Raw genomic sequence first — 14,856 nt, 5'->3', positions numbered from 1 at the left:
TATAGTCAGTTATTTTAAGGTAAATAGGCTCTCAAAATCTAAGAACTTTTACTAAGTATACTTGAGAAAATTTAGTCGGGATGCGATCGCCAAATGATTCCAACTGTTCAGCAATTGATTGGGAAAACTTAGTCATTATATTTTTGCCGTTCTGTTTTCAGTACTTTCCCTTCTGTATCAAAGTGTATTGTAAACTCAAACCACGCAAAATCACCAAAGGGTGCTGCACCATCTTGGCCATAATGCCAAGAACTGTCATCCTCTGATAAATACTTCGGTACTGGTAAAATTTTCGATACTTCAGCTTTGGTCATTCCTGGTTTAATACTGTAAAACTTCTGCATTGTAAAACCTGGAGGTAATTGAGTATCAATTAAAGGATAGAAGATAAACTCACTTTCTGAGAAACAGATGGAAATCCCTACAGGTAAAACGAATATTACGAAAAATAATATCAATCCCTTAACTAATTTCATTTTTTAATTCGTCCTTTCCCATTGGCGTTGAATTTCTGTAATTGTTTTACTATCTGGTGGTGGAAGAATTTTCACACTCGGCTTAATTTCTGCACCAGGAATATTTTGACTCCACGGACTATTAGGTACAGTTTTTAAATCAATATTATTATTGACCGGACGAAAACCATACCGCACAAATACTGCTTGTTGTTCTGGTTGGGTGAGAAAGTCTAAAAATTGTTTGGCGGCTTTTGCTGTTGCTGCTTCTACGTCTCGTCGGACAATAGCGGCAGTGGCGGTAGTTTCAATGGATGGGTCTAAATAATAAACTTGGTAGGGTCTGCCTTTACTGGCGGCTGATTGTTGCCAACGATATAAAGCTACACTTTCATAGACAGTAGCGACATCAGCATCATTAGCACCTCTTACAATAAATTCTTGCAAAAGAATATCTGTAGAACGCGGCGGTTGATAAACTGATTTTTTAATTAAACTAAATAGCGTTTGTATAGATGAATTATTAAAACTATCTGCATTAATAGCACCGCCTAATTTTGATTGTGTCCACAGGTTCAAAGTCAACTGACCACTATTAGACCGCGTGGGGTCTGTAGTCACAAAATCAAAACTACCCCAATTGCTTGAACCGCCAATTTTTCCCCAGTTACCAGCTTGCATTGCTTGTTCTAGTTTTGACCATTGAAAGCGTCCATTGGGAAAAAGGACTTTACCCCGTTCTGGCCAAGCGATACCCACTAATAAAGTTTTAGCCAGTGGTTGGGGAGTGTCATAAAAGGGTTCAGTTTGGGTGGTGGTGCGGAGGCGATCGCTTAATTCTGGTAAAATTTCTCCATTGGCAGGAATTAAGATGGTCGGTTTAAAATCATTTTTCTGGTCAACATAATTGTTCACCATATCTTGCGAACCCTGAAATTTGAGTTCTAACTTTATATTGGGGTTTTCTTGCTCAAATTTGGTTTCTAGTATTTGCAGTGGTTCTTGTAGTTCTGTACCACTAACAATAATGACAGTTTTTTTTAAGCCAGGAAGAGGAACATAAGTTAAACCTAAAGCAGCAATTATAATTGCCACCGAAGTAATAACTTTTACAGATTGCGATTTTGTTTTATGAATTTTTAATCCTGGTGGCATAATTTTAGTTATTTCTGCACTAATAAATCGATATTTTCTACTAAGCTAGTCAGTTCATTGCTGAGTGATTGCATCTCCTGAATGTTTTGAGCATCACTTAAGTCTGAGTTTTGCAATTTAGTTTGTAATTGTTGCAATATGCCTGTACAATCTTGAATTAATGTGGAAATATTAATAATTCTGGCTAACCGCGTATCTTCACCATCTTGGGCTAATTTAAGATTGCGTTTCAGGCTGGCAGCTAATTGATTGAGATGTTCTTTGGCGACACCAGAACTCGCACTTAACTTTTTTTGGACTTCTGCTAATTGCTGCTGTAAAGCACTGACTGAAAGTATAGAATTATTGCTGAATAAGTTCCCGGCTAATGTGTCGATTTTATTAGGTAAGGTGGAAATGCGATCGCCATTTATTTGCAATGCTGTTAAAAGTTCAATTTGAAATGAATCATTGAGTAGTTTTTTGGCTGCCAAACATAAGCTAGAGGATTGATTTACTAATTCTAAAGCAGATAGTTTGACTGCATTTATTTCTCTTTCTAATTCGGGATTTGCTAATTCAAAAGTTTGGGGTTCACGAGATTTAATAAAACTTGCACTGATGAGAGTAATACCCGAAGCAACTGGTAACATAACTAAGCTGGGCAATTGTAATAAACGCACGCCAAAAAATAGAGACATACCCCCAGCTAACACTGCCAATGGATAATAAAGAGGATTAACAATTTTCATAAATTAGTTTAAAATTCCACCTGTAAGTTTGACATTACTTGCGAAATCGTCTCAGGATTACCTTGAGAATAATACCCTCCATTTAACTCAGCAATTTCTTTTAAAACATCAGGTTTAAATTCTCCTTCCTTACCATAGCCAATTGTAAAAAAGCCAATTCTTTGATCAGTTGCAAAACCACTTTTTTTCAATTCTTGTTCTAACCCATCCAGCTTAATTTTTGAACCGGCATCTTCACCATCAGTTAATATCAACACAGCGTTAATTGCATCTTTCCGCAAATTTTGTTGTAGCCAATTTCTCGCTTCTAAGGCTGCGTCGTATAATTTTGTGCCACCATCAGCTTGCAGTCCATTGATAAATTGCCAACCGCGATCGCGTCCTTGGGGTGTACCATCGACTAATACAGGCGGACGAATTACCGAATCAAAATCAATCAAGGCAATTTGTTCTTTCGGCCCCAAGTTCTTAATATAGTTTTGTAAAGTATTTTGGACGGCTGGTAATTTATCCCCCGACATGGAACCAGAAGAATCGACAACCACCACCACTAAAGAAGGTTTTTTCGCCAATTCTTGCCATGATTTCAACATTGCATCGACAACTTCCGGCTTTGGTGGACGCAAGGAATCATATTTGGCTTGGGCTTCTACACCAAATTCGGGACTGAACTTAGCACCTAAAGCGACTCCTGGGGTTCCGGGACGTAAACCCAAATCGGTGGCAATTTTTTGTGTTTCTGGCGATCGCCAATAAGTGATAAACTTCTCCGCAGCTGCCTTTTCATCCGTGCTTACCCAAGGTGCATTCGGTACAATTGCCCGCATATTAGAAGTAAACGTGGCTTTGGGATAAACTGCCTGATAACGCTGCTGTCCCGTTGCTAAACCAGAATTGGCTACAATTACACTCGATTCATACACTGAACCAATAGAAGCCCAAAATGGCCCATTCTTTACCATCGTTTGGGCGAGAGAATTAGTCGAAACCCCATAACGAGTAATTTTGCTTTGAATTTGCTGAATTTGGGGTTGAAACTGCTGCACATCCGCCACTGTGATTTCTTCAGGACGCTTACCCGATACACTGGCGTATTGGGCTACCAGTGTTTGCAGTCCAGAATTTGAACGAGTCGGGGCAGAATGTACATAATGAACTGTTAAAGGTGGCGAAGTTGGGTCGATATCGCGGTGAGTTTTAGCCGTCACCAAAGCTTTATAAGGATCTGCAACTTTCCGCAAACCACTTGCTACATCAGCTTGCGCCATAAACACCATTGGCGTGTTTGCAACCAGTGGCGACTCTGTGATTTCTGGGATGTAATTTTTCCCCGGAAACAGCTGGTTCATCCGGTAAATTAACTGACTGTGATATATATCCCCATCCAGAGAAATAATTGGGGGAAAATCTGGTGCGTCGGCTTGTACTGTCCCCTTTTGCAATTGATTGGCTAAAGCCACTACCTCAGTTACGACATCACCACTACCCAAAGATTCGCATTTCACTTGAAAAGCTGTACCGTTATCTAACTTTGGTTGGGTAGCATTAAAGTTTTTTGTCGCTTGGTTGCAAAAGTCGCCCAAAGCACTACCAACTAGTAACTTGACTGTTAACCCGGAAAAATTATTATCGCCAGTTGAGTTAGTGTTACACCCCGTCAGGAACACTAAAGCAGAGATTACTACAAGATGAGTGGCAAACCGCGACCTTTGAAAAACCATGCACTTCTCCCAGAATCATGAGTAATCTAGTAATCTCTGCAATCAAGTGATAAATTCTGCTTCTATTGTGCGAGCAGAAAGTTAATTTTCAGTTAAATCGATTCAGTGTAAAAAATAAACATTATATCTGTATAATAATCAAGCCTCATCTAGTTACACTGCATCTCTCCCTGCCTCTGTGCTAAAAAATTAAAATTTTGTAACAAATAGCTAAAAGTCGATAGGGAAACCGATGTTTTATGGGATGATGGCAAAATAGACTACATCTGCCTCTTTATCTACAGGGAATCTCTTATGGCTCTCCGTCTTGGTGATACAGTACCAAACTTTACACAAGCTTCTACACATGGCGACATAGATTTTTACGAATGGGCTGGTGATAGCTGGGTGGTGCTGTTTTCTCACCCTGCTGACTTCACACCTGTTTGTACAACTGAATTAGGTACAGTTGCGAAACTCAAGCCAGAATTTGACAAGCGCAACGTCAAAGCGATCGCTCTCAGTGTTGATGATGTAGAATCTCACAAAGGCTGGGTAGGCGACATCGAAGAAACTCAAAGCACCACCCTTAATTACCCCATTTTGGCAGACGCAGATCGTAAAGTTTCTGACCTTTACGATATGATTCATCCCAACGCTAACGCAGCAGTAACAGTGCGTTCCGTATTTGTAATTGATCCCAGCAAAAAATTGCGTCTGACCTTTACCTACCCCCCCAGCACCGGACGTAACTTTGATGAACTGTTGCGGGTAATTGATTCCTTGCAACTCACCGATAACTACAGCGTAGCCACCCCAGCAGACTGGAAAGATGGCGATAAGGTTGTTATCGTCCCCTCCCTTAAAGACCCCGAAGTCTTAAAAGAAAAATTCCCCAAAGGTTACGAAGTAGTCAAACCCTATCTGCGGTTAACTCCTCAACCTAACAAGTAATAAGTGCTGAGTACTGAGTAGTGATTCTCCCTCAGCACTCAGGAGATAAATTTTTAATTCAGTTTGTGTACAAGACGCAAAGAACAGTTTATCTTTGCGTTCTTTTGTATTTAGATGAAAATGGAAAATTAAGCCAGCTTTTAAAATATGATGCTGCCATCACCTTTAATTCTACAAATTCCGTCATCGATGCCAATGACAAACGAACAATTATTTGATTTCTGTCAAGTAAATTCTCATTTACGCATTGAAAAAGATAGATTTGGACACCTATCCATTATGTCGGCTATTGATGAGAAGATAAGGAATCTTAGTGGAAGTATCTTTGAGCAATTGCGTCATTGGTCGCAACAACATAATGCAGGTGTAAGCTTTGATGCAAATACAAGATTTAAGTTATCAACAGGTGCAAATAGATTACCTTATGCTGCTTGGATGAAACTAGAACGGTGGAATACACTTTCGTCAGCACCAAAAGAATGGTTTCTTCCTACTTGTCCTGATTTTGTAGTTGAAATTAGATTCCTTAACCAAAACCTGCAATTAATTCAAGAAAAAATGGCAGAATATATGCAGGAAGCAGAGATAAAATTAGGTTGGTTAATTGACCTTCAGCATCGCCAAGTATATATTTATTATCCTGATAAACCACAAGAATGTTTAGAAAATCCTGCGACAGTAAGCGCAGATCCAGTTTTAGCAGGATTTGTTTTAAATACTTCTAGTATTTGGTCATTATCCTAATCGGTTAATAATTGTTGTGATATTGCAAGCAATATAACCAATTGCTAAAGGTGATTTATCATTTAAAAGTAATAGAATTTGTTGGAGATTCTGTACGAGATTTGCCCCATAAATCTGCCAGAGTTTTTCTTGTAGTTGATGTAAAATGCGATCGCCGACAATATCATCACTACCAGGACGCAATAACCAATGGGTTCGCAGAACTTTAAAATCAGCGATATCTTGACTCTGCATCACCAGAATTATCTCTTGAGTCCCACGTTCTACTAATTCATCGGTGACAATTTTCATCACCAGTGGTTGCAAGGTAAAAGCTGGTGCATCACTACAAATCCATTTTTCTAAAAGCGATCGCCGCTCCAAGCTGACAATAGCATCTAAAATTGTAGCTGGGTCGAGAGAAATGAGTAAATGAGTTTGCAAGCGGGTAAAAGAGATTGGTTGTTGCCAAATTGCTAACCAATAGAGAATATTTTGTTCTAAATCACACAGTTGCTCAAACTGTTGCTTGAGGATACCACGCAAGCGATCGCCAATCACTATCGTATTTTGACTTAGAAAAGCCGCAATATTCCCACCAAACACCGACTGAATTAATGGCGTAACTAGTTTGAGTGCCAAAGGATTGCCGCGATAAAGTTGAATTAAAGGTGATAATCCGATTTCCTTACCTGTAAATCCTCTGGCTTGTAATAGTTCCACAGCATCAGCTTTTGGTAATCCTTGTAACGTGAGACTGCGAACCGTTTTTGTATTCGATTCAATAATATTTGTTTGTTCTCGACTGGTGAGGATAATGCAACTTTGGTGATGAGCGCGGCTTAATTGCTGAATAAACTGATGATAGTGTTTCTCTAATTCATCCAACCCATCCAAAATCAACAAACACCGATGCTGTTGCAGATGGTAAATGAGTTTTGCTGTATCTTTAGAAATATCATCAACCGGAGTTTGCTGAAAGGTGTGGAGAAGTTCATCTAACAGGGAAACTAGGGATGGTGCAGAATGAAGGGTTTTCCAGATTAAACCATCAAATTTTAACTGAAGCAAATCAGCTAAAGCTAGAGCCAGAGCAGTTTTACCAATGCCAGCAATCCCTGTGATGATAATTAGTTTACAGCGATCGCCTACAATCCATTCTTCTAACTGAGTTAATTCTTGATTGCGTCCATAAAAGCTGTCAACATCAGGTGCTTCATCCCAGTCGAGGTATTGTGTAGAGAGTTCCTCGAAGTCTGCATGAGGGATGTCTGCAATACTTTCCCAATCATTAATGCCAACAGCCTGACAGATAGCGATGAAAATTTCTTGTTGAATGCGATCGCCCTGCCAAAATCGCCGTAAAGTAGCTCTAGAAGTGTGAGCATCTTGCCACCAACGCGCCGTACTAGTTTTCGTCCAGCCAAGACGTTTTCGCGCCTTGTCTACAATTACCAGTCCAGTTGTTGATGCTTTGAGCGAGTTTGACATATATCGGTTAACTGAGCAGATCGTCTTGATATTTTTCTACTAGACGCTGTTGTAACATGGTTTTCACTTCACTATCTGTGAGAGCAGGTTGATCTGTTTTGAGAAATCCACGCATTTGATTAATTACATTTACTCTGTCTATATCTAAGTATTTTTGAAGATGAATATCAGAAATATCAAATTGCTTTGGTTCTAAATTATCGCTGTGTTCACGCTGGAGTGATTCAATAATTAGAGAGAGGAGAGTGAGGCGATCGCTTGTTGATAATTTATCAATCTGTTCTTTGAGTTCTTGCAAAGTCATATAGTGAGTTTGACTAAAGTTGATAAATTCATTCTAATAAAAATACAAAAATCTGAAGTGCTAACAGTGTTTGCTAGTCATATAAATCAATAAAATAGTTATGTAGAGATAAATCCAGCCATGAGCATCGTTATTCCTGATGAAATTTTAGCTGCAACTCGCATGACTGATGCTGAACTGAAACAAGAAATTGCAGTAATGCTGTTTCAGAAAGATAAACTTACCCTTGCTCAAGCCAGTCGTTTGGCAGGGATGAACCGCATTGCATTTCAGCATTTGCTTGCCAGTCGTCAAATTCCGGTTCACTATGGTGTGGATGATTTTGAACAAGACATCAAAAATTTACAGGAGATGGGTAGGTTGTGATTAATGGCTTGGTTATTCAGATACTAACTTTGGATTATAAATAGTTTTAAACGTATCTGTGTTTCTTATTTTCCGAAATAGAGGCCACTCATGTAAATCTTTTTCACTGAGCTTTTCTGCTTTTAAGAGGATAGGTAATAACTGAAAAAATCGCTGCTCATCATCCAATAAAACAGACTGAGCAAGTGAAAATATTTCATTTTTTGCTGAAAAGTCTATTCTCTCAACGTCTTTCCTTACTTCAGTAAATCTATCTTGCCACTTAAGTGATTGCCAATAGTTGATTTGAGAAATGAGACGATTCATTTCTGGAAGTTGTTTATCATTCATGAGAAAAAAACTTAAACTTTCAGCAATTTTCCATCTCTCATTACATAGATTTTTGTAGGTGATATCGCTAACAATATTCGCCCTTTCTTTATCATCAGGAGCAAGTTTTTTCCATAATTCTAGAGAAACTAAAAAGAAGAATCTTTCAAATCTAGCTATTGCTTCGTCTAGATATTCTTGTGAAACATTTATTTGTTCTCCAATTCCTATATTTGTAAATCCACTTTTATTTAAGTAAATTTTATTGACTATACCACCATTATGTACAAAAAGATTTCTACGTTGACAAATTTCAATAAGATATTTCTCATCATCTTCTAGATAACCCATTGATAGTTTCAAATTACCTTTCATAAAAGTAATCCAATCGCTAAAACTACCTCTCAAAATTTCCTCAATGCGTATGCCAATTAAATAATTTTTAGCCTCGTCAATAGTTCCTATTAATTGCAATTCGCTAAGTGTCAAACTACGCTCACGAATTCCAGCAGCATCTGGATATAACTCAAAATATTTATGAAGAAGTTGAGATAAAAACCATTCAACGGCACTGACCAAAGAAATTAAAGCATTTTGGTATAGTAAGCCTTTCTGAGCAGATCTTTTAGAAAGTTTTGCCATAGTGCTATGAAAAGCATCTCCACCAGAATTATTAAAACTTAATTTTGCTGATTTATTACCTTCTTCTTCTACCTGAATATCTAATTTTCCATCAAATTGAGACTGTAAATGCTCTACAAAAGATGTGTCAAGACAGAACTTCTCTGGTGCAATTGCATTCATACCAAGCACTAAGGGTATTAATGCGTTAGGATTAGCTGTTATTGCTTCTTCTCTGGCTTTGTCTAGGATTGGATTTACAAGATCCACAAAGTCCCGCAAAGTGTCAAGGTTATCCGAAAATCTACGTAAAATATTGGCGAACATATAATTAATCGGTTTTATTTTTGATCTGTTAGCTAAGATTCTTAATATCATCTAAAATTATGTCCATATGAACAGCTAAATTAACAAATTTAGCTGATTTCTAAGATAAGAGAATTTTTACTTCATACTGAACCAATCACTGAGCATCGACTGAACACAAAACTGAGCATATCTGCCAAGTAAACACGCCTACGCTAGAGACATAACATCAAAGCGTGAGGTAACTTATATGACTCAAACTCTAGAACGCCAAGTTGGTGGCTTATATGTTCAAACTCCTGAACAACAGCAAATTGCTTTCCCCCTGAAGCACACTGAGGTAGAAGCCAAAATTGCGGGGAATATTTCACGGGTGGAAGTTACCCAAAGTTTTGAAAATCCCTTCACAACTACACTCGAAGCTGTCTATATTTTCCCTTTACCGGACGAGGCGGCTGTTGATGATATGCTGATTCGGATTGGTGACAAGACTATTAAAGGTAGTATTAAAAAACGCCAAGAAGCACAGCAAATCTACGAGCAAGCGAAGCAGCAAGGACGCACCGCCGGATTGTTGGAACAAGAACGGGACAATATTTTTACTCAATCCCTTGCCAATATTCAACCAGGTGAGCAAATTGATGTGATTATTCGCTACTCTGAAAGCTTGAAATTTACTGCGGGTAATTATGAGTTTGCTTTCCCGATGGTGGTTGCTCCGCGTTACATTCCAGGGATACCAATTGAGGGAAATGCAGGTGGTGTAGGTTCGGCGACTGCACCAATGACGCAAAATCAAGATACGGATTTAGTTCCCGATGGTTCACGGTTGAATGCACCTATCTTACCATCAGGTACTCGTTCCCCTCACGATATTAATGTCACGGTAGAAATTGATGCAGGAGTTGAGATTCAAAATGTGCAATCTCCTTCTCACCAAATTCAGATAAGTTATGCAGAAAAGCGGGTGTTAGTGAAGTTGGCGGGTGGGGATACTATTCCGAATAAAGATTTGATTTTACGCTATCAAGTAGCTGGCGAATCTACTCAAGCTACTGTACTCAGCCAAGCTGATGAACGGGGTGGACATTTTGCACTATATTTAATTCCTGCACTCCAATACCGTCAGGATCAGGTTGTTTCTAAAGATGTGGTGTTTCTCATTGATACTTCTGGTTCACAAATGGGTGCGCCATTGATGCAATGTCAGGAGTTGATGCGCCACTTTATTAATGGACTTAACCCTGATGACACTTTTAGTATTATTGATTTCTCTGATACGACTCGGCAATTATCACCTGTTCCCCTGGCTAATAATTCTCAAAATCGCACTAGAGCCATCAATTATATTAATCGATTGACGGCTAATGGCGGGACGGAGATGTTACGCGGAATTCGTGCTGTGTTGAATTTCCCTATTACAGATCCCGGACGCTTACGGAGTATTGTATTGTTGACGGATGGTTATATCGGCAATGAAAACCAAATTCTTGCAGAGGTGAAACAACATCTGCAACCAGGAAACCGCCTCTATAGTTTTGGTGCTGGTAGTTCGATAAATCGGTTTCTACTCAACCGCATTGCAGAATTAGGAAGGGGTATATCTCACATTATTCGCCACGATGAACCAACGGATGAGGTAGTCGATAAATTCTACCGTCAAATTAATAATCCAGTTTTGGCTAACATTAATTTGCAATGGGAAGGCGATGGTGATGCTCCAATTATCTATCCTGCTACGCCACCAGATTTGTTTGCGGAACAGCCGTTAGTTTTATTTGGTAAAAAGCCTGATGCGCGTGGGGGAAAACTGCACATTACGGGAATTGTTGCGGGTGGTACACGCTATCAAAATACAATTAACTTGGACTTTGAGGAAGCAGGAAACTCCGCCATTGCTCAACTTTGGGGACGTTCCCGCATTAAGGAATTAATGAATCTTATGGTGAGTGGTGAAACTAAGTTGGGTGTGGAAGCAGTGACGGATACGGCTTTGACTTATCAACTGTTGTCGCAATATACAGCTTTTGTCGCGGTGAGTGATGATGTGCGAGTTGATTCGCGTCAGGGTTCAGTTGCGGTGCAAGTACCTGTAGAAATGGCTGAAGGTATCAGCTATCAAGGTATTTTCGGGAGTGCTGTTAGTGGTGTTGCGCCTCCTCCCATGATGGCAAATATGCTATCTCCTGCACCTGAGTTTTTGCAACGTAAGCGAAGCCTAGCATCTCCAAGCGCACCAGAAGCGGAAAGTGGTTTTTCTGAACTACCTTTATTCAGGGAACTAAGTGAGGAAGCGGAAACTGAATTCTCATCCTTTCGTCTTGAAGAATTCAATGAATTATCATTCGGTGAGTTGTATGACTTTTTTATGGAACCACCCCCGCCACCGGAAGCTGACAGTGATTTGAATGAAGATTTGGAGGATTTACGGTTATTGTTAGAAGCAGAAACCTTTGATCCTGAAATTGCTCCTGTCGTGCATTTAAAGGTGGTGAGTGTGACAGGATTGAATGAACAGATGGTTGCGCTTCTGACTCAGTATTTAGAATCTATCCAATTACCTATAGGTTTTAGCGGCGATTTAGTGTTTGAGTTGCAGATAAATAAAGGACGAGTCAGACAGGTGTTGTTAGATGAGCAGGCTTCTACTTTTAAGGAACAGACTGTAATTGATATTATCAGGCGATCGCTCATCTCTTGGCGTATCCCTCAAACGCTCACAGCTACCGTGTCTATAACACTGCGATTGCAAACGTAAGGGAATTGCATGAAAATAAAGTACCAGTAAACCGAGTTTCGACTCCGCTCAACTCTCGATCTTTGAGGGTTGAGCGAAGCGATGCACTGAGCTTGTCGAAGTGTCGAAACCCGGCTGCTTGGGACACTATTAACCCGCAGATCCTAATATAAAACTATACCGGGTTCATCCCGGTTTTTTGTTGCAATTTGCTGAACAGTAAACTATTGCTATATAAAATTAATATCTGGGATTGAAATATTATCTTGCTCTCTGATATTATCCCAATCAATTACCGCAACCCAAACATTTTCTTCATGAGAATATTGAACAATCCCATCAACTTCTAAATCTTCGCTATACAACACCAAATTTAAATTATCTTGCAACCAAATTTTTTGACGAGCTAAATCTTCAATAGTACCAGTACAATTAAGTCGCAAGCGACCTTGAGAATCAGCATTATGAAAATCGGCAAAGACTCTTGGTTTATCCATAGCGTTTAAATGGTGAGAAAATTTCTAGTTTGCTTTAGCTGGATTAGCAATTGTAGGAGTAAGCAAGCTGCTAATTTGCTGTGGAGTTAAGCCTGTTAATGTTGCATGAGAGGGACTTCTACCAGAAGTACGAATTACATCTCCTCCTAAAGCTCTAACTGCGCCTACTGATGTTACTCCAATTTGTCCGTGAGGTATTGTTGCAGCCAACTGTTCTATCGATAATCCTATCGCACTCTCTACAGATATTCCAGTTACTCCAATAGGATGAGTCCCAAAACCACGCTCAATATCTTCTGGTCGATTACGTCCACCCCGAATAACTATTGCTTCGTCTGGTATTTTATCTACAATCACAAGTAATTTTGAATTTGTTCTTTCTTCAGTAGCATATCAAATGCAACTACAATTTATATTTTCACAGCCACAATCACAACGAGAGCGATCGCATTTCATCTTTTAACCATCACAATCAAAATGAGAGCGATCGCATTTCATCTTTCAACCATCACAATCAAAATGAGAGCGATCGCATTTCATCTTTCAACCATCACAATCAAAATGAGAGCGATCGCATTTCATCTTTCAACCGTCACAATTGCAATGTGAGCGATCGCAATTCTTTAACTTTTACACCCTCACATCCTCACACCCCATACACCCTTTCTTCTACTAACTCTTCTGTGATATTTTATCTTCCCGCCACAGTTGATATAAACGATTTGCTGGCATTGTTAAATATAGAATATCTCCCTCGTCTAATTGTGTTGTAAGTAGTTCCCAACCTTGAACACGTTGGCTGTTGCTTTCGACATATAACGGTACAAAGTCAGCAGATATGGCGATTTCTTTTACCAATTGACCGCAAAAGGGATGTGATGCTGTAATTAATGTGGCAAAGGCTACCCATAGTTTATCGGCGGTAATACCATTACCGAGGATGCGTCCCCCTAAAGCGGCGGCGGCGAAGGCTGGCGCGGCTAGTTCTGCGGGACTGAGGACGGCTTCAAAATCAAATACTTGTTGTGCCATCCTAGCAAAGTCAGGGTCAGCATAATGAACAATTACGGGTATTTTTGGGGCTAAACCTTTGGTTTTGAGGGCAATTTCTAGGTTAGTTGCATCGTTGTTAGTGACAGCTAATACCGCCGCCGCCGTAGTTACGTTACTGGTTTGCAAAATCGTGCGGAAACTAGCATCACCTTGAATGACTGGAATTCCTAAACGTCGCACCGAGTTAACGTATTTATTATTTGAGTCAGTTTCAATCACAATGACTTCATAGCCACTTGTATGAAGTTGCTGGACAATTTTGCTGCCAATGCCATTTAAACCACAAATAATATAATGATGGCGTTGGGGAATTCTAGCTGCGTCCCAAAATTGTTTAAAGCGGCTACCTAACACAAAGTCGGTTAACATCGCATACCAAATACCAATCACCACTGCACCAATCAGCATAATCACAATCGTGAATAATTTAATGCTGTTGGGGGCATTTTCGACAACTTTATCATTACCGCCTGCGCCAGTAATCATCCCCACAGAAAAATACAGAGCATCGACTACAGATAAACTTAGTTCTGTAGACATATATGTGAGTGTGGCGATCGCTATAATTGCTATTAAGACTAGCGCACCCACGACTACCGATTGACCATGTTGCTGAAACTGACGCAAACTGGTACAAACTTTCAAGACTTTTTTAATTAACGATCTGCGGGTAGAACGAATGCGCGGTTGAGTTGCGACAATTATGCGATCGCCTACTTGTAATTCTTGTCCAGATAGCACCCCATCAATTAAATTCATTTCCCCCTGTACGGGTAGATAATAAATTAATATTCTTGTGGGTTCTTCCCACAAATCACTTAAATTCCGCCCCAACCAAGGATGATTTTCATCAATGTATTCTTCTTGAACAGGCCAAGTTTGGTCAAATAATTTGATTTGCCCTATGGCTTGATTTCCTAAAGCTGCAAAGGTAAATAATGGTGCGGCTAATCCTACAACACTCATACTTAAATGTTCTGGCAGAGTTTGATCTAACCTTTCACCTAAGTTTGTATTATAAAAGCGGTTAATAATACGAATGCGCGGATTTAACACTCGCGCTTGCATCATAATTGATAAATTTAAGGTGTCTTCCGACGCTGTAATTACCAAAGTATGTGCTTGCTGAATTCCCGCCGCCGTCAAAGTTGTCGCCGCGTGTAAATTACCAATAATAATATCTTGTGAACATTCGCCGGCAATTGGTTTGTGATGAATACCAACAACTAATGCGCCCTGCTGTCTCAGCAGACGAAAAATTTTATATCCTGTACGCCCTAAGCCACAAACAATGATTCGAGGTTTCATGAGACAGCAGGTAGTATGATTGCGTAATTTGTAATTCGTAATTAACCATATTGTGACGTTGTTTTTGAGGATGTAACTGTAACTGAAAACACGTTAGCGATAAATAAAATTAATTAGGCACTTTTGCGACATTTACCGAGTCAATT

15 protein-coding genes are annotated in these 14,856 nt (G+C 39.5%); 5 read left to right on the top strand and 10 right to left on the bottom strand.

The window, feature by feature from the left end; genetic code table 11:
• Positions 1-128: 128 nt before the first annotated feature.
• The 4 genes from H6G75_RS13500 to H6G75_RS13485 are packed head-to-tail and all read right to left on the bottom strand — an operon-like array spanning position 129 to position 4,062.
• On the bottom strand, positions 129-476 hold the full coding sequence (locus H6G75_RS13500; protein WP_242051528.1) for a hypothetical protein: 348 nt from the start codon (positions 474-476) through the stop codon (positions 129-131).
• Between the two features lie 3 nt (positions 477-479).
• Complete coding sequence (locus H6G75_RS13495) at positions 480-1,610, bottom strand: substrate-binding domain-containing protein (RefSeq protein WP_190980565.1); 1,131 nt, start codon at positions 1,608-1,610, stop codon at positions 480-482.
• Positions 1,611-1,618: 8 nt separating this feature from the next.
• Positions 1,619-2,341 (bottom strand): hypothetical protein, encoded by a 723-nt coding sequence (locus H6G75_RS13490; protein WP_190980564.1) that lies wholly within the window; start codon positions 2,339-2,341, stop codon positions 1,619-1,621.
• Positions 2,342-2,349: 8 nt separating this feature from the next.
• Positions 2,350-4,062 carry a VWA domain-containing protein gene (locus tag H6G75_RS13485; RefSeq protein ID WP_190980563.1) on the bottom strand — a complete coding sequence of 571 codons (1,713 nt, stop codon included), beginning with the start codon at positions 4,060-4,062 and terminating at the stop codon, positions 2,350-2,352.
• 294 nt (positions 4,063-4,356) lie between these two features.
• On the opposite strand from H6G75_RS13485, the gene H6G75_RS13480 reads away from it, so the two are divergent.
• Positions 4,357-4,995, top strand: a complete 639-nt coding sequence (locus H6G75_RS13480) for a peroxiredoxin (protein ID WP_190593664.1) — start codon at positions 4,357-4,359, stop codon at positions 4,993-4,995.
• 150 nt (positions 4,996-5,145) lie between these two features.
• On the top strand, positions 5,146-5,739 hold the full coding sequence (locus H6G75_RS13475; RefSeq protein WP_190980585.1) for a Uma2 family endonuclease: 594 nt from the start codon (positions 5,146-5,148) through the stop codon (positions 5,737-5,739).
• On the opposite strand, the gene H6G75_RS13470 is transcribed toward H6G75_RS13475, so the two are convergent.
• Both H6G75_RS13470 and H6G75_RS13465 read right to left on the bottom strand, forming a co-directional pair.
• Positions 5,731-7,209 carry an NB-ARC domain-containing protein gene (locus tag H6G75_RS13470; protein WP_190980562.1) on the bottom strand — a complete coding sequence of 493 codons (1,479 nt, stop codon included), beginning with the start codon at positions 7,207-7,209 and terminating at the stop codon, positions 5,731-5,733. The genes H6G75_RS13475 and H6G75_RS13470 overlap by 9 nt on opposite strands.
• A gap of 7 nt (positions 7,210-7,216) precedes the next feature.
• Positions 7,217-7,513: a hypothetical protein gene (locus tag H6G75_RS13465; RefSeq protein ID WP_190980561.1), complete on the bottom strand. Its 297-nt coding sequence runs from the start codon at positions 7,511-7,513 to the stop codon at positions 7,217-7,219.
• A 120-nt stretch (positions 7,514-7,633) separates the two neighbouring features.
• Between H6G75_RS13465 and H6G75_RS13460 the strand changes: the two genes are divergently transcribed.
• Positions 7,634-7,879 (top strand): UPF0175 family protein, encoded by a 246-nt coding sequence (locus tag H6G75_RS13460; protein ID WP_190980560.1) that lies wholly within the window; start codon positions 7,634-7,636, stop codon positions 7,877-7,879.
• A gap of 12 nt (positions 7,880-7,891) precedes the next feature.
• Here the strand turns inward: H6G75_RS13460 and H6G75_RS13455 are convergent, their stop codons facing one another.
• On the bottom strand, positions 7,892-9,136 hold the full coding sequence (locus H6G75_RS13455) for a hypothetical protein (RefSeq protein WP_190980559.1): 1,245 nt from the start codon (positions 9,134-9,136) through the stop codon (positions 7,892-7,894).
• Between the two features lie 229 nt (positions 9,137-9,365).
• Between H6G75_RS13455 and H6G75_RS13450 the strand changes: the two genes are divergently transcribed.
• Complete coding sequence (locus H6G75_RS13450; protein ID WP_190980558.1) at positions 9,366-11,873, top strand: VIT domain-containing protein; 2,508 nt, start codon at positions 9,366-9,368, stop codon at positions 11,871-11,873.
• A 209-nt stretch (positions 11,874-12,082) separates the two neighbouring features.
• On the opposite strand, the gene H6G75_RS13445 is transcribed toward H6G75_RS13450, so the two are convergent.
• Both H6G75_RS13445 and H6G75_RS13440 read right to left on the bottom strand, forming a co-directional pair.
• On the bottom strand, positions 12,083-12,349 hold the full coding sequence (locus tag H6G75_RS13445; protein ID WP_190980557.1) for a hypothetical protein: 267 nt from the start codon (positions 12,347-12,349) through the stop codon (positions 12,083-12,085).
• A gap of 24 nt (positions 12,350-12,373) precedes the next feature.
• A complete protein-coding gene (locus H6G75_RS13440) occupies positions 12,374-12,706 on the bottom strand; it encodes a flavoredoxin (RefSeq protein WP_190980556.1) in 333 nt (110 codons plus the stop codon).
• 120 nt (positions 12,707-12,826) lie between these two features.
• On the opposite strand from H6G75_RS13440, the gene H6G75_RS33515 reads away from it, so the two are divergent.
• Positions 12,827-12,958: a hypothetical protein gene (locus H6G75_RS33515; protein WP_277884090.1), complete on the top strand. Its 132-nt coding sequence runs from the start codon at positions 12,827-12,829 to the stop codon at positions 12,956-12,958.
• A gap of 63 nt (positions 12,959-13,021) precedes the next feature.
• Here the strand turns inward: H6G75_RS33515 and H6G75_RS13435 are convergent, their stop codons facing one another.
• The gene (locus H6G75_RS13435; RefSeq protein WP_190980555.1) at positions 13,022-14,710 is read right to left on the bottom strand and encodes an NAD-binding protein; all 1,689 of its coding nucleotides are present in this window, start codon (positions 14,708-14,710) and stop codon (positions 13,022-13,024) included.
• Positions 14,711-14,856: the final 146 nt, after the last annotated feature.

The organism is Nostoc sp. FACHB-280 (assembly GCF_014697615.1).
Lineage (GTDB): Bacteria > Cyanobacteriota > Cyanobacteriia > Cyanobacteriales > Nostocaceae > Nostoc_B.
The sequence above is the reverse complement of the archived record's forward strand: the minus strand, read 5'-3'. Positions and strand labels throughout refer to the sequence as shown.